Annotated in this window: 23 protein-coding genes; 2 read left to right on the top strand and 21 right to left on the bottom strand. The window is 60.0% G+C overall.

The features are described 5' to 3' along the window. The 5 genes from rplA to rpmG all read right to left on the bottom strand — a co-directional run. On the bottom strand, window positions 1–670 hold a 670-nt coding region (rplA, locus tag OCV80_RS00220), incomplete at its 3' end, for a 50S ribosomal protein L1 (protein ID WP_267288136.1). 103 nt (window positions 671–773) lie between these two features. Beyond that, window positions 774–1,199 carry a 50S ribosomal protein L11 gene (gene rplK / locus OCV80_RS00215; protein ID WP_021747852.1) on the bottom strand — a complete coding sequence of 142 codons (426 nt, stop codon included), beginning with the start codon at window positions 1,197–1,199 and terminating at the stop codon, window positions 774–776. Between the two features lie 133 nt (window positions 1,200–1,332). Continuing rightward, window positions 1,333–1,857, bottom strand: coding sequence for a transcription termination/antitermination protein NusG (gene nusG, locus OCV80_RS00210; RefSeq protein WP_021747853.1), 525 nt, complete (start codon window positions 1,855–1,857; stop codon window positions 1,333–1,335). 13 nt (window positions 1,858–1,870) lie between these two features. Further along, window positions 1,871–2,083, bottom strand: coding sequence for a preprotein translocase subunit SecE (gene secE, locus OCV80_RS00205; RefSeq protein ID WP_021747854.1), 213 nt, complete (start codon window positions 2,081–2,083; stop codon window positions 1,871–1,873). Window positions 2,084–2,119: 36 nt separating this feature from the next. Further along, entirely contained in the window at window positions 2,120–2,269 is a 150-nt protein-coding gene (gene rpmG, locus OCV80_RS00200; RefSeq protein ID WP_021747855.1) for a 50S ribosomal protein L33, read from the bottom strand. A gap of 297 nt (window positions 2,270–2,566) precedes the next feature. Here rpmG and ruvX point away from each other — a divergent pair, with 297 nt between their 5' ends. Further along, window positions 2,567–2,992, top strand: coding sequence for a Holliday junction resolvase RuvX (gene ruvX / locus OCV80_RS00195; RefSeq protein WP_267288135.1), 426 nt, complete (start codon window positions 2,567–2,569; stop codon window positions 2,990–2,992). 51 nt (window positions 2,993–3,043) lie between these two features. Here the strand turns inward: ruvX and OCV80_RS00190 are convergent, their stop codons facing one another. The 12 genes from OCV80_RS00190 to OCV80_RS00135 all read right to left on the bottom strand — a co-directional run bounded on the left by OCV80_RS00190 (window position 3,044) and on the right by OCV80_RS00135 (window position 10,701). Next, entirely contained in the window at window positions 3,044–3,538 is a 495-nt protein-coding gene (locus OCV80_RS00190) for a DUF2798 domain-containing protein (RefSeq protein ID WP_021747857.1), read from the bottom strand. Window positions 3,539–3,786: 248 nt separating this feature from the next. Beyond that, entirely contained in the window at window positions 3,787–4,485 is a 699-nt protein-coding gene (locus OCV80_RS00185) for a hypothetical protein (RefSeq protein ID WP_267288134.1), read from the bottom strand. A 30-nt stretch (window positions 4,486–4,515) separates the two neighbouring features. After that, a complete protein-coding gene (locus OCV80_RS00180; protein ID WP_021747860.1) occupies window positions 4,516–4,920 on the bottom strand; it encodes a hypothetical protein in 405 nt (134 codons plus the stop codon). Between the two features lie 7 nt (window positions 4,921–4,927). Next, on the bottom strand, window positions 4,928–5,356 hold the full coding sequence (locus tag OCV80_RS00175) for a hypothetical protein (protein WP_021747861.1): 429 nt from the start codon (window positions 5,354–5,356) through the stop codon (window positions 4,928–4,930). Beyond that, window positions 5,353–5,559, bottom strand: coding sequence for a hypothetical protein (locus OCV80_RS00170; protein WP_136891655.1), 207 nt, complete (start codon window positions 5,557–5,559; stop codon window positions 5,353–5,355). The genes OCV80_RS00175 and OCV80_RS00170 overlap by 4 nt, the downstream gene beginning before the upstream one ends. Next, complete coding sequence (locus tag OCV80_RS00165; protein ID WP_025543840.1) at window positions 5,543–5,776, bottom strand: helix-turn-helix transcriptional regulator; 234 nt, start codon at window positions 5,774–5,776, stop codon at window positions 5,543–5,545. Before OCV80_RS00165 ends, OCV80_RS00170 begins: the two co-directional genes overlap by 17 nt. A gap of 161 nt (window positions 5,777–5,937) precedes the next feature. Continuing rightward, complete coding sequence (locus tag OCV80_RS00160) at window positions 5,938–7,206, bottom strand: HAD hydrolase family protein (RefSeq protein WP_136891654.1); 1,269 nt, start codon at window positions 7,204–7,206, stop codon at window positions 5,938–5,940. Window positions 7,207–7,225: 19 nt separating this feature from the next. Continuing rightward, a complete protein-coding gene (locus OCV80_RS00155; protein WP_021747865.1) occupies window positions 7,226–7,366 on the bottom strand; it encodes a hypothetical protein in 141 nt (46 codons plus the stop codon). Beyond that, window positions 7,367–7,831, bottom strand: coding sequence for a hypothetical protein (locus OCV80_RS00150; RefSeq protein WP_119310829.1), 465 nt, complete (start codon window positions 7,829–7,831; stop codon window positions 7,367–7,369). A 580-nt stretch (window positions 7,832–8,411) separates the two neighbouring features. Further along, window positions 8,412–8,972: a phosphoribosyltransferase family protein gene (locus tag OCV80_RS00145; protein WP_021747868.1), complete on the bottom strand. Its 561-nt coding sequence runs from the start codon at window positions 8,970–8,972 to the stop codon at window positions 8,412–8,414. Window positions 8,973–9,266: 294 nt separating this feature from the next. Beyond that, window positions 9,267–10,508 carry a threonine synthase gene (locus OCV80_RS00140; RefSeq protein ID WP_119310828.1) on the bottom strand — a complete coding sequence of 414 codons (1,242 nt, stop codon included), beginning with the start codon at window positions 10,506–10,508 and terminating at the stop codon, window positions 9,267–9,269. Between the two features lie 4 nt (window positions 10,509–10,512). Continuing rightward, entirely contained in the window at window positions 10,513–10,701 is a 189-nt protein-coding gene (locus tag OCV80_RS00135; protein ID WP_021752180.1) for a YlcI/YnfO family protein, read from the bottom strand. 119 nt (window positions 10,702–10,820) lie between these two features. Here OCV80_RS00135 and OCV80_RS00130 point away from each other — a divergent pair, with 119 nt between their 5' ends. After that, complete coding sequence (locus tag OCV80_RS00130) at window positions 10,821–10,982, top strand: hypothetical protein (protein WP_155979266.1); 162 nt, start codon at window positions 10,821–10,823, stop codon at window positions 10,980–10,982. A gap of 38 nt (window positions 10,983–11,020) precedes the next feature. On the opposite strand, the gene OCV80_RS00125 is transcribed toward OCV80_RS00130, so the two are convergent. The 4 genes from OCV80_RS00125 to OCV80_RS00110 form a co-directional block, all read right to left on the bottom strand. Next, window positions 11,021–12,496 carry a pyridoxal-phosphate dependent enzyme gene (locus OCV80_RS00125; protein ID WP_136891653.1) on the bottom strand — a complete coding sequence of 492 codons (1,476 nt, stop codon included), beginning with the start codon at window positions 12,494–12,496 and terminating at the stop codon, window positions 11,021–11,023. A 2-nt stretch (window positions 12,497–12,498) separates the two neighbouring features. Then, window positions 12,499–13,179: a helix-turn-helix transcriptional regulator gene (locus tag OCV80_RS00120; RefSeq protein WP_021747874.1), complete on the bottom strand. Its 681-nt coding sequence runs from the start codon at window positions 13,177–13,179 to the stop codon at window positions 12,499–12,501. Window positions 13,180–13,377: 198 nt separating this feature from the next. Next, window positions 13,378–14,799, bottom strand: a complete 1,422-nt coding sequence (locus tag OCV80_RS00115) for an alanine/glycine:cation symporter family protein (protein WP_025543835.1) — start codon at window positions 14,797–14,799, stop codon at window positions 13,378–13,380. A gap of 86 nt (window positions 14,800–14,885) precedes the next feature. Beyond that, window positions 14,886–16,061, bottom strand: a complete 1,176-nt coding sequence (locus tag OCV80_RS00110; protein ID WP_136891652.1) for a YgeY family selenium metabolism-linked hydrolase — start codon at window positions 16,059–16,061, stop codon at window positions 14,886–14,888. Between the last annotated feature and the right edge of the window lie 206 nt (window positions 16,062–16,267).

Below are 16,267 nucleotides of genomic sequence, written 5' to 3'. Positions count from 1 at the left end.
TCTTCACGCCGGGGCCCATGGTGGACGCGGCTACACAGCTGCGAATATACTGGCCCTTGGCGGAGGCAGGCTTCGCCTTCACGATGGCGCCCATCAGCGCGTTATAGTTCTCAGTCAGCTTCTCGGGGCCGAAGGACACCTTGCCGATGGGGCAGTGGATGATGTTGGTCTTGTCCAGGCGGTACTCGATCTTACCGGCCTTGACCTCCTGCACGGCCTTGGCCACGTCGGGGGTGACGGTGCCGGCCTTGGGGGAGGGCATCAGGCCCTTGGGGCCCAGGACCTTACCGAGGCGGCCCACCAGGCCCATCATGTCGGGGCTGGCAACAACCACGTCGAAGTCGAACCAGTTTTCCTTCTGGATCTTCTCCACCATATCCATCTCGCCCACGTAATCCGCGCCGGCCTCCCGGGCAGCGTCGGCCTTGTCGCCCTTGGCGAACACCAGGACCCGGACGGTCTTGCCGGTGCCGTGGGGCAGCACGATGGCGCCGCGGACCTGCTGGTCAGCGTGACGGGAGTCCACGCCCAGCTTCACATGGAGCTCAACGGTCTCGTCAAACTTGGCGCTGGCAGTCTTGCAGATCAGCGCCATGCCGTCAGCAGCGTCGTACAGCATGGTCTTGTCGATCTGCTTGGCACTTTCCTTATATTTCTTGCCTCTAAACAATGTTACTTCCTCCTCATAGTGGTTCTTCGGAAATGAATCCTCCCACTGTATGGTGCGGCCCCACGGGCCGCTCGCTGTTTGAAACGGTCTGTGAAAGCCGGGCTCAGTCGCCGACGACGACGCCCATGGACCGGCAGGTGCCGGCGATCATGCTCATGGCGGACTCCAGGCTGGCCGCATTCAGGTCCTTCATCTTGATCTCAGCAATCTTCTGGATGGAGGCCTTGGAGATGGTGGCCACCTTGGTCTTGTTGGGCACGCCGGAGCCGGACTCGATGTTGCACTCCTTCTTGATCAGGACGGCCGCGGGGGGCGTCTTGGTGATGAAGGAGAAGGAGCGGTCAGCATACACAGTGATGACCACGGGGATAATCATGCCCATGTCGTTCTTGGTACGCTCGTTGAACTCCTTGGTGAAGGCGGCGATGTTCACGCCGTGCTGGCCCAGAGCGGGACCAACGGGGGGCGCGGGAGTTGCCTTGCCTGCGGGGATCTGCAGTTTCACATAACCAGTAATCTTCTGTGCCACGGAGTAGCACCTCCTAAATCTATGAATGTGGTGGCGGCACGGGGCCGTCTTTGGCGGGGCAGTTCAGCCCCTCCCACTTTTCCGCCGGAATGTCCGGCGGGCCGGCGCCCTGGGGCGCCCGGCAGATATTCGATCAGTCCTGGACCTCGACCTGGTCCAGCTCCAGCTCCACCGGAGTCTCGCGGCCGAACATGGAGACCATCACGCTGACCCGATTCTTCTCGGGCTCGATCTCCTCCACCACGCCGGTAAAGCTGGCCAGTGGGCCATCCACGATCTTCACATGGTCGCCCACATTGTATCTGACCACGATCTCATGCTTTTCCATGCCCATGGCCAGAACCTCCTCCTCCGTGAGGGGGATGGCTTTGTTGGCGGAGCCCACGAAGCCGGTGACGCCGCGGACGTTCCGCACCAGATGCCAGGTATCGTCAGTCATGACCATCTTGATCAGCACGTAGCCGGGGAATACCTTCCGTTCCACCTCTTTGGTGGCGCCAGAGTCCGTGACCTCTGTCACCGTCTCCATGGGGACCTCGATCCGCAGGATCATGTCCTCCATTCCGCGGCCTGTGACGAACTTTTCAATGCTGGTCTTAACGGCGTTCTCGTAGCCGGAATAGGTATGCACCACATACCACTTCGCGCTCTCTGACATGTTTCTACCTCAATCAGGCGAACAGGCTGAGAATCATCTGGACAGCGGTGACCATGACAAAGTCAAAGATCCAGATGCACACGCCGATGGCCAAGGAGCACAGCAGCACGGTGCCGGTGTTTTTCATCACGGTCTTCCGGTCAGGCCAGACGACCTTCTTCAGTTCGCTTTTCATTTCGCGGAACCACTGACCGCGGCTTCTTTTCTTCTTGACTTCTTCTGCCATAACGTTTACACGCCCTTTCTCATCATTCGTGACCGTTTACTTAGTCTCGGTATGGAGCGTGTGCTTCTTGCAGAAGGGGCAGTACTTGTTGAGTTCCAGCTTGTCCGGAGTGTTCTTCTTGTTCTTCATGGTGTTGTAGTTTCTCTGCTTGCACTCGTTGCATCTCAAAGTGACCTTCACGCGCATCTAACGGCACCTCCTTATTATTGGGGCTCTCTCTCCGGCGGACCGGGAGAGTCCCGATTGCCTCCCTGCAGCTTGGCGGGCAGACCTCCATGGCTGAAAAGCGAAAAAAGCGCATGAAAAGAAAACCCTTTTTCACAGGTAAGAATGATTGTAACACAGGTCAAGGCGCCGGTCAACCTCTTTTTGAAAAAAATGTCAGGTTTTTTCCGCCTTGCGCGGCCTGCCCCGATGTGGTATCCTGTGGGCAGGCAAAACGCGCCATACCGGCGTTTATTCTTCCCTGGAAAGGAGACCACCATGCGCATCATGGCCATCGACTACGGCGACGCCCACACCGGCATCGCCATCTCCGACCCCACCGGCCTGCTGGCCGGCTTCACCACCGTCATCAACGCCTACCGCCCGGACCGGGTGACGGGACAGATCGCACTTCTGGCAAAGGAGCACAGGGTGGAACGGCTGGTGCTGGGGCATCCCATCAACATGGACGGCACCCGCGGGCCCCGCTCGGAAAAGGCCCAGGCCATGCGGCAGCTGCTGGAGGAGACCACCGGCCTGACGGTGGTCCTGTGGGACGAGCGGCGCACCACCATCGACGCTCACCAGATCCTGATGAGCAGCGGCAAGAACGCCAAGAAGCGGAAAAAGGTAGTGGACGCTGTGGCGGCATCGCTGATTCTAGAGGGCTACCTCACCTATTTAAAAACGCACCCGGAGGGATAATGGCAAGCGGTCCCGGACGTACCAGCGTCCGGGACCGCTTGCACATGTCCCTCATTCCGCCGCCTCTTCCGCACAGGCGGGTACAAGCGCCGCGGAGGGCACCAGCAGCTGGAACAGCCGCCGCACCAGCGGACCGCAGAAAAAGATCTGCCAGAAAAACGCCATGGGAAAATTGCAGACCACCGTCTGGAGCCAGGAGGGCACCAACTCGATCCCCGGCTGCTGGAAGATCACCGTAGCCCATAGGCTCATGGCCGGACACATGACGCACACCGTCATGGCGGACCGGGCCAGAACGGCGGCAAAGGGCCACTCCCGGGGCACTGCCAGCCGTGCCGCCAGGCGGGCGGCCAGGGGTTCTCCGACAACTGTGCTGGTCAGGAAGCACAGCGCAAACATCAGCGGCAGCTCCCGCAGGGCGTTCAGGATCCCGGCGTTTGTAAGACCGCCGTTCCGCAGGCCTGTGTTGTACATCTCCATGGCCAGCACCATGAAAAAGGACATCAGCAGACCGAAGATCACTTTCTGTACAGTTGTTTTTGGCATGATGATCGAAACACTCCTTGTCCTGAGCAGAAAAAGAGGGCGCAGCCTATCGCTCCATAGACTACGCCCAGCGGACTTATTTCTATCTCAGTATTTGTTTTTCCACGATGGGATTTCCATTTTATGATAGCATCTCACGGCAGTCCGCATAATAGGCACCTCTGGAGAAAATTCTCCCTGCAAACACCGGGAGATTCCGGCAGGTTGTACAAGTCTGCCCCCGTGCCGCTTCACCCAGCTGAAGCAGCTCAGCGTTTCAGCTTCAGGAGCTTCTGGATCAGTTCGTCCCGCCGACGGCTGAATTTGTTAAGCAGGTACGCGCCCCTTGCCACAAAAAACAGCGCGGCCAGAAGTCTCGGCTCCTGAAAGCCCAACCGGGCGAACAGGGGAACGCTGAGGGCCGCCACCGCTGCCAGGGCCACCGCCATCACAGTACCCACCCGCAGCAGAAGTCCGGCGGTGGACACGGACTGGAAATACTGCTCCCAACGCTCTCCCTCTATATGCCCCAGCTTGTGGGCCAGCCAGAAGATACCCAGCAGCAGCGCCACAAATAACAGTCCGGCGGCCACCGTCAGCACCTGGCACAGCACTGCGTAGCCCAGCAGTCTGGTGAACGACATCCCGGCAGACCAGGCCCGGTGGAAATAGAGTCCCAGCAGCGCCGCCGCTCCGGCGCAGGTCAGCAGGCCCCACACCAAATAGATCCTCTCCTGGTCCTGTCTGAATCGCCAGAAGCCCTTCACGCCCCCCCAGACGAGCGTCAGGGACAGCAGCGCCATCCAGGCCGGATCATCCTGGAGCAGGCAGACGGCGGAGAGCAGCTGGCTCACCAGCACCACCGCGTTTCCCGCCCGGAGTCCGGCGGCCGCCTCCACCTTCCTGTCCCGCTCATCCCGGACCAGATGCAGGTCCCGCACCTGTTTCAAATCTTCGCTTCGATCCATACGTTCTCCTTTTCCAGAGGGCCGGCGGCCTCACATCCGTTTTTCATAGTAGACCTCAGCCCCCAGCAGGGCGGCAAAAGCCCCGATGGTCACAGCGTCCAGCGTGATGGTCACCGCCAGAGCTGCCGGGATCCGGCTGATTCCATAGACCACCAGGGCCGCAAGACTCACGATCCAGCAGCCGTTAGCCACAATCCGGTAGGCCAGCCAGGCGCTTTTCCGGCTGACGGCCTGGTCCCGCTCATCCACCCGCGGGAGCCTGGACTCCCGGGACAGAGACCACCACAGATCGAAGCCGCCAGCGGCCAGCAGGAGCACCAGGGCGATCAGCCATTTCGTCTGGAATCCCGTCACCGCCAGGACCACGCCGCAAGCCACCGCCAGAGCCAGACTGAGGATCCCGGCAGCAAAATTCCGCTTATTATAAATGCGCATCTCATTTTCACCCCTTGAACTCATAGTAGAAATCGCTGGCGATCCGGGTGATCCAGCCCACGATAAACAGCACCATGCAGGGAACAGCCGTCTGGATGTAGACTTCCTGTTCACCTGACCGCCACCAACCGATGAAGCACCCGGCCAGTATGACGAAGTTCAGGCAAAACAGCACCCGGAACGTGAGGGCCCGGCTGCGGTACGTGTTGTACCGGGTGCGCTCGTCCCGGTCCTCGTCCCGGTCCTGCCGGGCCTTCTCCCGGTCCAGGCTCCGGAGAATGCCGCTGATTCCGCTGAGGACCATGAACGTTGTCAGCACGGCGTCCTTCAGGTCGAACCGCTCCCAGCCCACGAACAAACAGGTGCCCGGCAGGGCCAGGCCCAGCAGCAGAGCTCCCACGCCGGCCCAAAATTTCTTTTTGTAATAAATTCTCATTGCACAGTTTCCTCCTTACGCTTCGCCGGAACCGCCGTTGCACCGGTACAGAAGGTCACAAGTCCCGCCGTCACCACCACCGCGGCCACCGCAGCCAGACCAATCCGCTGCCGGTCCGCCAGACAGATGTACAAGATCAGCCCCACGCCCAGCATCAGTTCCAGAATTCCGCAGGCCATACGGCCCTTATGTCCATTCCTCATTTTCCCGGTCCTCCTGTTCCTTGTTCTCCGCCAGGCAGTACAGGTCCTCCACCGTGGTGCGGAACACCAGCGCCAGTCGGTACGCCAGCAGCAGGGACGGGTTGTACTGCCCCTTCTCCAGGGAGATGATGGTGCGGGAGGACACGTGGACCAGATCCGCCAGCTGCTGCTGGGTCATGCCTGCCTCGGTCCGGAGCTCCCGTACACGGTTTTTCATGGTCTCTCTCCCCTTTCCATAAATGTGAAGGTCCCTTCTCGTGAAGCGTCTTTCACATGAAGGATACTTCATATTATACACAGGCTTCCACACTTGTCAAGTCCCTGCTCCGGTTTTCTTTCCGAATGCAAAACACGGACGGAGCCGCAGCTCCGTCCGTGTTATTTCTGCTCCCAGAGATAGGGCTCAAACAGCCGCCCCAGCCGCTTCACCGCCTGGTTGGCGCCGCCGCGGATCACCACGTCTCCGCAGCCCTCCTGCGTCGTCAGCACCACGCTCCGCTCCATGCCCAGATCCTGCTTCAGCCGCTCCAGCATGGCCTCACGTGAGGCGGATCGCTCATAGATCTTCAGGTAGCTGTATCCGGGATACTCCGCCGCAGGGTAGAACCGCACCTTCACCTGTTCCAACAGGCCCGCCTCCCCCAGTGCGTCATACAGCGCCTGCATCCGCTCCGTCAGATCAATGCCCATGAGGTACACAATGGGGCAATCCTTGTAGTAGCTTCTGCTCACATAATTCCGGTAGGGGGATGTCCGCAGCTTCTCAAAGATCGCCCGCTCCGTCTCGTGGTGGAATTCCCCGTAGTAGATCATCAGGTTATCATCCAGTACACCGTTGAGAAAGCAGTGGATGCCCTGGGCCCGGAACACCGCCTCGCACCGCAGGGCCAGCTCCCTGGGCAGGACGCAGGCATGGAGATACCGCTTCTTCTCCATGTCGTACAGCGCCGCGCCGTCCATGACGATGACGGGCAGGCGGAGCCGCAGGTCCCGGGTGGCCTCCCGCACAGAGGCGGGTGTGCGCATGGTGGACAGGGTGAACTGCATCCCGTCGTCCAGCATCCGGTTCAGGCTCACCCGGCTGTACGGTGTCAGCGTCCCCTGCTCCGTCAGCAGCAAGCCGTCCAGGCCGGAGACGAACAGCACGTCCCGCCGCTTCCGGCGGGGCAGCTGGAAGGCGTTGACGGCGATGCCCACCGCGATGCCCACCAGCGTCTCCGACGCCCGGTACCAGGCGAAGATCCAGGGGCTGGCATCCGTCACATGGGTGACGGTGATGCTGAGGAACACGATGCCTGAGAGGGCCGCCGCATTGGAGGACTTCAGCACCACGGCGATCCACAGGTTGGGCACGGTCACCGCAGCGATGACGATGTAGCCCACCAAAGTCCCCTGGATATCCAGGGCCATCTCCAGCAGCAGCGTGGCGATGCCGAACACAGAGCCGATGGCTGTGCCCACAATCCGCTGGATGGCCATGCGCTTCGTATCTTCCGCATAGGGCTGAACGCACAGCAGCGCCGCGATGGAGGAATAGATGCGCATATCCTCCCGGTCCACGGCCATGGACACCAGCAGGCAGATCAGCACTGCCGCCGCGGTTTTGATCATCCGCATTCCGATGGGCGGTACGGTGTGGTCCGTCATAAACGACCTCCTCTCTATATCAGGGCTGATCCTGCACGGCCTCCTCCGGCGGCTCGTCCAGCTGCCAGGGACCGTGGATCAGATTCTGAAAACTGTGCATGGCGACCGCGAAATAGAATCCGTCCACAATCCACTCGTCCGTGACGAAGCAGCCGTCCACCTACCTCCGCCGGGCCACCGTGCCGTCCCACTGGTACTCAAACGCCTGCCGCTTCCGGCCGAAAGACCAGAATACCGGCACATTGCCGAAATCGTACAGGCGATGGAAAATGGGCGGAATCCCCAGCGATGCCATAAATGTGATGTACAACGACCCGTGGAAGTGCGAGAGATGGGTGATGGATCCGGGCAGGCAGCCGAAGTAGTCGCTGACCTGCAGGGCCCACACCAAGAATTTCAGCAGCAGACCCGGCGCCAGATGGAACGCGCCGGCCAGCGCACCGAAGGAGGTGTCCTCCAAGACGTTCTTCACCTCCTGGACTTTGGCATTGAACCGCTGATAGACCACGTCCGCCGTGTCCGATGGGTCGAACCGGAGCTTGATGACCGTGTCCGGGGACATCTCCTTTTTGACGGTCATGTTCACCTCGATCTCCCGGTCCCGGGCACAGGTCCGTTCGCACATAGACCGCCAGCCGCACGTGCAGCAGGCCGAAGTGCTCCATCCCCGCCGCCCGCTTCTGTGTGATATCCTGTTCTGCTCGGGCGATCTCCACTGCGTCCCGGATATAGTTTTGGGCGATGTTCCGGGTCTTCATCAGATAGGGCGACACAGCGAAGATGCAGAACAGGCTCCGAAGCAGGTGGCCGTCGTCCCGGTCCCCAAAGCGGCGGACGTACTCCCCCCTCCGCCGGATACCGGCGCCGCATAGCCAGCGAACAGTACGGCAGTACCTCCATACAGCACAAGGCGCTGGCCTCCGGCAGCCAGTCATGGACAGGCCAGCCCACTTTCTGCCGGTCCTCCACCACGATGTGGTACAGCATAGGCAGGCTGAACAGAAACCACAGCGGCACCTGGAGGGCACCCGGCCGGTGACGGCGGCGGTGCAGCGCACTGCCGCCGGCGCGTTGACGTGCGGAAGTCAATAGACCACATGCTTCGTTTTCATCGTGCCTTTATTCTACCATTCTTCCAGGATTTTGCAAGCGTATGCGGAAAAAGGCGCGCCGCGAGTCAGCGGCGCGCCCGGTCTCTCTTCACTTCAGTCTTTTACAGTACCGTCTGCATGGAACACCGGCAGCTTTTCCAGAAATTTGATGTCACTGCGCTCTGCGGCCTCACCCTCCGCCAGGACGGCCACCCGGCCGGTGACGGTGCCGCCCGCCAGGGCCACCAGCTGTTCCATGGCGTGAAGGGAACCGCCGGTGGAGATCACATCGTCCATCAGCAGGATCCGCTTGCCCCGGATCAGCTCCGCATCGTCCCGGCCCAGATACAGCCGCTGGGTTCCCGCGGTGGTGATGGAGGTGTCTTCCACGTGGATAGGATCCGGCATATATGCCTTAGGACCCTTTCGTGCGATGAAATACTTCTTCGCACCGGACTGGCGGGCCATCTCATGAATCAGGGGGATGCTCTTGGCCTCCGCCGTCAGCATGTAGTCATAGTCCTCCGCCGGGACCAGCTTCAAAAGCTCCCGGGCGCAGGCCACAGTCAGCTCCGCATCGCCGAACACGATAAACGCGCCGATGTACAGGTCATCCGTCACTTTGCAGATGGGCAGGTCCCGGCGCAGGCCCGCCACGGTCATGGGATACGTCATATCAGGTGCCTCCTCTTTCTCATTCCCTCAGGTGGATGGTGCCCGGGAGGCACCGTACATTATTATATAATCTGCGCGGGAAAAGTCAAGAAGGCTCTGTGCCGCCTGCTGACCGGGCCCAGCAGGCCCTTCCCGGAGGAACGCCCCGCTTCCTCTCCGTATCCGCTACGGTAGTCCCTCTCTTTATGAAAGCTGCTTTCACCTATATCATCGGAAAACGGGAGAGGATCGTTGCGCGGATCAGAAAATTTTTCGAGAAAAAGGGCCGGCGGTCTCCCGCCGGCCCCTTGCCGCTTATTCCACAGTGATGCCTTTTTCTGCAAAGGCCACCAGCAGGCGGTCCATGTCGGAAGGGATGGAGATGGGTTCTCCCGCGGCCTTAATGGCGTTGGCCACGTCCTTGAGGCCGTTGCCGGTGACCACACTGACCACCGTGTCATCCTTGCCGATGACGCCCTGCTCGCAGAGCTTCTTCACGCCGGCGGCGCCAGTGACGCCGGCGGGCTCTCCGAACACGCCGCAGGTCCGGCCCAGCAGCTGCTGGGCGGCCATGATCTCCTGGTCGGAGACATTCACCACGATGCCGTCCGACTCCCGGATCGCCGTCAGGGCCTTGTCCGCATTCCGGGGCACGCCCACGGCGATGGAGTCCGCCAGGGTGTTCTCCTCCATGGGCTCCCAGGGCTTGTTCTCCGCAATGGCCCGGTTGATGGGGCAGCAGCCCTCCGCCTGGGCGGAGATCAGCCGGGGCAGGCGGTCAATGAAGCCAATGGCATACAGGTCTTTCAGGCCCTTCCAGAGGCCGGCGATGGTGCAGCCGTCGCCGACGCTGATGGCGATATAGTCCGGCACCTGCCAGGAGAGCTGCTCCATGATCTCCAGGGCCACGGTCTTCTTGCCCTCGGAGAGGTAGGGGTTGATGGCGGCGTTGCGGTTGTACCAGCCCCAGCGGTCAATGGCTTGCTTGGACAGTTCAAAGGTCTCCTCATAGCTGCCCTGGACGGAGATGACCGTGGCGCCAAAGGTCATCAGCTGGGCCACCTTGCCCTTGGGAGCCCGGGAGGGGACGAAGATGTAGGTCTTGAGGCCTGCCGCTGCGGCGTTGCCCGCGAGAGAGCTGGCGGCATTGCCGGTGGAGGAGCAGGCGATCACCTTCGCCCCCGCCTCCCGGGCCTTGGCCACCGCCATGGCGCTGGCCCGGTCCTTCAGACTGGCGGTGGGGTTCTGGCCGTCGTCCTTTACCCACAGGCGCTTCAGGCCCAGCTGCTCCGCCAGGCGGGGCTCCTCGTACAGGGGACTCCAGCCCACCCGCAGGGGGGTGTTGGGCGTGTCCTCCTCCACAGGCAGCAGCTCCCGGTAGCGCCACATGGTATGGTCCTGTCGGGCCGCCAGCTTTTCCTTCGTCAGCCGGGTCCTGATGTAGTCATAATCGTAGACGATGTCCAGAATGCCGCCGCATTCGCAGTTGGTCAGATCCGGCACAGCGTCGTAGGTCTTGCCGCACTTGACGCATTTGCCGTACAAAACGTGTTTCATAGCGTTACTCCTCTTTTGACGTTTCCTCCTCCAGAAGATTCTCAAGAGCCACCCGGGTAGCTTCGATCACAAAGGCGGAAAACGTACATTCTGTTCCACGAATCGCCTCCTCTACCGCGTCAATAACGCTGTTGGGGAAACGAATCGTTTTGTTCGTTGTTGATTCTGGTTTAGGAATTTTGAATTTCCGCATAGCACACCTCGCCATATTTTTATATGACGAATCGTATTGCGTTATGCGCACGTTTATAATATTGCATATTGCATTACAATTTATAGTGCAATATAATACATATTATGGAGGTGGCGGATATGGAACGCGAAAATTTCCCCCAATATTATACGATTTTGTTCAACGGCATCGCCGACGCTCTGAAGGCCCTGGACCAGCAGGAGACCAGCCGGGCCTGGGATATTCTGGTCCGCATTCAGCAGGAGGCTGAGGATGCCTATATCCGCGCGGAGGAGACATAAATAAGCAGGGCGGGGCGGTTGCCCCGCCCTGCGGCGTTTTACAGGTCTTTCAGCAGCCCGGTGGCCTCGTTGAAAGCGTTGATCAGGTCGTCCAGGTCCTTGGCCTGCGCGTGGACGGTGTCCCAGGTGCCCTCCGTGTCGTACCACAGAGCGTTCAGCTCCTCCACGGTCTTGCCCTGCTGCTCCACCCAGGTGTAATACTTCAGGTTGTGGACCCGCTTGCGGTCCGCATAGGTCAGCTCCTGCATGTTGTCCAGCTTCAGCCCCAGCATGTGGAGTGCATGGTCCATGGCCGCCTCATGGGGATTGTAGGCGCCATACCGGTCGTTCAGCTCCTGGATGCGGCTGCCGTACATGACGGCGGAGTCGGTGAGGACGGTGCCCACCACATCCCGCTCGGTGAACTCATAGTATTTCGCCATCTTGATGCAGCACAGCACGTTGGCGATGCCGGAGATGCCCAGCCAGGTGAGCTTCTCGATCAGCTCGTCGTCCAGGTGCAGCTCGTTCTTCAAATACGCCTGGCCCTCAGGGGTGTTGAACAGGCGCAGCAGCCGCTGGCTGTCCTCATCGTCGATGTCGATGACCATGTCGGTGTTCTTCACGTTGTGGATCCAGGGGATGTGCTTATCGCCGATGCCCTCGATCCGGTGGCCGCCGAAGCCGTTTTCCAGAATGGTAGGGCACTGGAGGGCCTCGCCCACCGCCAGCTTCAGATGGGGATACTTTTCCTTCAGCAGATCACCGGCGCTCATGGTACCGGCGGAGCCAGAGGTGAAAGCCGCGCCGGCGAACCGGTCACCGGGGCGCTTGATGGCCTCGTACACATCCGCCAGGGCGTTGCCGGTGACATTGTAGTGCCACAGGGGGTTGCCCATCTCCTCGAACTGGTTGAAGATCATGTACTGGGGATCCTGCTTCAGCTCGTTGGTCTTGTCGAAGATCTCCTTCACATTGGACTCGCAGCCGGGGGTGGCGATGACCTCGGCGCCGATCTCATGGAGCCAGTCAAACCGCTCCTGGCTCATCTCCGCCGGCAGGATGGCCACGCCCTGGGCGCCCAGCAGCCGGGAGTTGAAGGCGCCGCCGCGGCAGTAGTTGCCGGTGGAGGGCCACACGGCCTTGTGCCTGTTCACGTCGAACTGGCCGGTCACCAGACGGGGGGCCAGGCAGCCGAAGGAGGCGCCCACCTTGTGGCAGCCGGTGGGGAACCACTTGCCCACCATGGCCACGATCCGGCAGGGGACGCCGGTGAGCGCCGGGGGCAGCTCGATGTAGTTGGGCACCGCCTGGAACAGTCCGCCGCTCTCCTTGGCCTCATTCTTCCAGGTGATGCGGAACAGGTTCAGGGGATCCACATCCCAGAGGCCCACGGTCTTCAGCCGCTCCCGGATCTTCTCCGGGATGGTCTCCGGGTGCTGCATCTGGGCGATGGTGGGGATGATGATGCGATTTTCCTTCGCCTTGCGGAGATTGTGCTCCAGGCCCGTCTTGTTGATGGTCAGATCAATCATACTTACTTGCCCTCCTGTTGTTTTGTGTCGATATAGGAATACAAAGTGTACTTGGAGATGCCGAAATACTTGGCGATCTTGTCGCCGGACTTGGTCACCAAAAACGCGCCGTTCTGATTCAGGAAGCGGATGGCCCGCACCTTGTCCTCCTTGTTCATCAGGGCCACGGGCTTGCCCACCAGGGACACCGACTGCTGGATCAGCTCCTCCAGCAGATCATTGACGTTGACGATTTTCTCCGGTTCCTCCTGCTGGGGTTCGCCGGTGGAGATCAGATCGTGGACCGCGCTCTCCACCATCAGCAGCTTGGAGATGTCGTAGTTGATGGCCAGAATGGCGGAGACCTTGCCCTTGCTGTTACGGATATAGACTGTGGAGGATTTGAGGATCTTGCCGTCCGGCGTCCGGGTCAGGTAGGCCAAATGGTCCCGAGGCGCCGGGTCATTGGTGGTCAGCTGCTCCACCACGACATAGGAGGCCCCGTCCCCCACCTTGCGGCCTGTGACATGGCCGTTGACAATATAGACAATGGGGTGTTCCGCATTCTGCGCGGACAAATCGTGAATCACAACCTCACAGTTTGGCCCGAACTGGGCCGCCAAGGCATCTGCAATCTGCTTGAGCATCTCCAGCCGGTTGCTCTCCAAGGGGATCACCTTCTCACTTTCCAGAGCGATATTCATATCTGCATCATACCAGCATCCAGCCGAGATTGCAATGTTTTAGCAAATATTTTTTTAGGTCTGCGAAAAAAGTGTTTGATCTCCGCCGGTCCCAAAAATCAGGCGGCATCCACGTCGTTTGCGGATGCCGCCTGATGCTCTGTCCACAGCTTTCTGCGCTTGGAAGCGGCCTGTCAACGCCCAAGCGCCGCCTGACAGTCAATCCTTCCCGACATACTCAAGGGGCTGGGAGACCGGCTTGGTCTTGCTGATGTATTTGCTCTCATAATCCCGGTAAATCCTCATGAACACACCGGACAGGGCCAGCAGTGCGATGGCGTTGGGGATGCACCAGAAGCCCGAGACTATATCCACAATGGTCCAAATCACCTGGGGCGTCTTCCCCAGAGCCAGGAAACCGGGAACCAGCCACAGGATGCGGATGGCGTACTTGAACACCTTGGACTGCTTTCCCTTGGGAAACAAATAGAAGAACGCGGATTCATAATTGATCTCCCACCCCACCATAGTGGAGAATGCGAACAACGCCAGAGGAATGGTGACCAGGAGCTTGCCGACCGTGCTGCCGTACGCTGTGGAAAAGGCGGCCATGGTCAGCGCCTCCGCCTCCAGGCCGGACTGCCAGATTTCAGGGCCCGCGCAGAGAATTCCGAGGGCTGTCATCGTGCATACCACCAGCGTATCCACGAATACCTCAAAGCAGCCGTACATCCCCTCCTTAAAGGGGTGATCGGTGATGGCGGTCGCATGGGTGATGGGCGATGAGCCGCAGCCCGCTTCGTTGGAGAAGGTCCCGCGGGCGGCGCCCTGCCGCAGCGCCAGCGCAACTGTGGAGCCCGCCAAACCGCCCACAGCGGGCATGGGTGCAAACGCATAGCGGAAAATCGCCGCAAAGGCGGCGGGCACATGTTCCAGATTTATGATGATCACGCCCAGCACTCCCACCACATAGATGAGGCACATGGCGGGGGTCAGCTTCTCGCAGAAGCCGCCGATGGACTTGACGCCGCCCAGCAGAACCACGCCGCAGATGACGGCCGCCGCCACGGTGGTAATCCATGCGGGAATTCCCAGGCTGTTCTGCACAGCGGTGGACATGGTATAGGGCTGGGCGAACGCAGCGGTTCCCAGGCCGCCCAAAATGATAGTGACAGAGAAAATGACGGCCAGGGGTTTCCACTTTCTGCCCATTCCCCGCTCAATGTAGTACATGGGGCCGCCATAATAAACGCCGTCCTCTCCCTTGACACGGTAGTACTGGCCCAGCGTAACCTCAACGCATTTCGTCAGCATTCCCAGCAGGGCGACGACCCACATCCAGAACACGGCGCCAGGGCCGCCCACCACCATGGCGGTGGCCACGCCTGCGATGTTCGCCGTTCCTACGCAGCCGGCCAGCGCGGAGCTCACCGCCTGCAGCGGCGTCAGCGTTCCTTCCTTCCCTTTTGCGCCGCCGCCTTTTTTAAACATCTCGCCGGCAGTATTCTTTAAAATATAGCCGAACTTGCGAAACTGGAAAAATTTTGTCTTACATCCAAACAGCAGCCCAACGGCGGCCAGGAGGATCAGGACTGGAGCACCCCACAGAAAGCTGGAGATTGATTTCAAAATCTGTTCCATACGGTCCATTCTCCTTATCAATAATAATCAGATTTACTCCAATGCTATAACCATTCCTTTTAAATTCGTGATTTCTAGTCCGCGCTCTACTGTGTCAGCTCCCGGAGGATGCTGGCGAAGCCTCTGCATGCCTTTGTCAGCTGCTCAATTTCAATGTATTCATCCCGCACATGGGCCAGGCTCTCCAAAGAGGGGCCGTAGCCGATGCAGGGAATCCCCGCCTCGCCACAGAAGTGGCTGCCGTTTGTGCAGAAAGAGAAGTGAGAGATCGGCGCCTCGATTCCCGCTTTCTTCAGACCGGCCAGCGCCTTCTGCACATATTCATTGTCCTCATCAATGAGCCACGCCGGGAAATACCGCTTCGCGGCGATGGCCTCCCCGGTCCAGCAGACCTCCTTCCCCTCTGCCAGATAGGTCCGCGCCTTCAAGCCGGGGATCTTTTCCCTGGCGCGGGCGATTGCCTCCTCCACCTGGCCGAGAATCACGGCCTCGTTCTCCCCTGTCAGGGTCCGCCGGTCGAAGGTGGCCCGGCAGAGGGCCGGGACCACCGAGGCGCCCGGATATGGGGACGAGATGATGTCTGTCAGCTCCAGAATCCCTTTTCCCAGAATGGGGTGCTCGTTGGGGATGATCCGGCGGATCTCCTCGATCACAGCCATCATGTGGTAGACCGCATTAACGCCCTTGTCCGGATTCGAGGAATGGCAGCTCACCCCCTCTGTTTCCACAACCACCTCCGCGCGCCCTCTCTGGCCGATCTTGACAGTGGTGGACGTCGCTTCGCCAATGATGACAAAGTCCGGCTTCGCCAGCCGGGTAATCTCCCGGGAGGAGACCCCCTCAAAACACTCCTCATGAACGGTGCAGGACACACAAATCTCTCCGGCAAAGTCGCGGCCGCTGTCCTCGGCAAAGTGGGCAACCGCAGAGATCATGGCCGTCACGCTGCCCTTCATATCCGATGTGCCCCGGCCGTAAATCCGCCCCTGGTCGATTTCGCCGCCAAAGGGGTCATGGGTCCACTCGTCGGCGTCGATCACATCCACATTGTCAATGTGCCCATCCAGAAGGATGGTCTTTCCCGGCCGGCGGCCCCGCATCCGGCCCAGTACGCTGCCATACCTGTCGATGAGCACCTCGTCGAAACCATACTCTTCCATCTTGCGCTTCATCAGCTGGGCCACTTCCCGTTCCTGCCCGGAGGGACTGGGGATTCGAACAGCCTGTTGGCAAAACGCAATCAGCCGCTGGTCTCTGTCCATGTCTCTGCTCCTTTCTCAACCTCTGTCATACTTTATATGCAATATGTAATATATCGCATATTCATTATGAACCGCACTCTTGTGGAAGTCAACGAAAGCCCGGCCTCTCCAAAGGATTTCTACGGAACGTACCAGAGGCCGGATACAATTTTATGGAATTCGCCCAGAAAACGTTGAGAGGACCCGGATTCTCTCCGCGTCCTCTC

This window comes from Oscillibacter acetigenes (assembly GCF_025567605.1).
Taxonomy (GTDB): Bacteria; Bacillota; Clostridia; order Oscillospirales; family Oscillospiraceae; genus Oscillibacter; species Oscillibacter welbionis.
The sequence above is the reverse complement of the archived record's forward strand: the minus strand, read 5'-3'. Positions and strand labels throughout refer to the sequence as shown.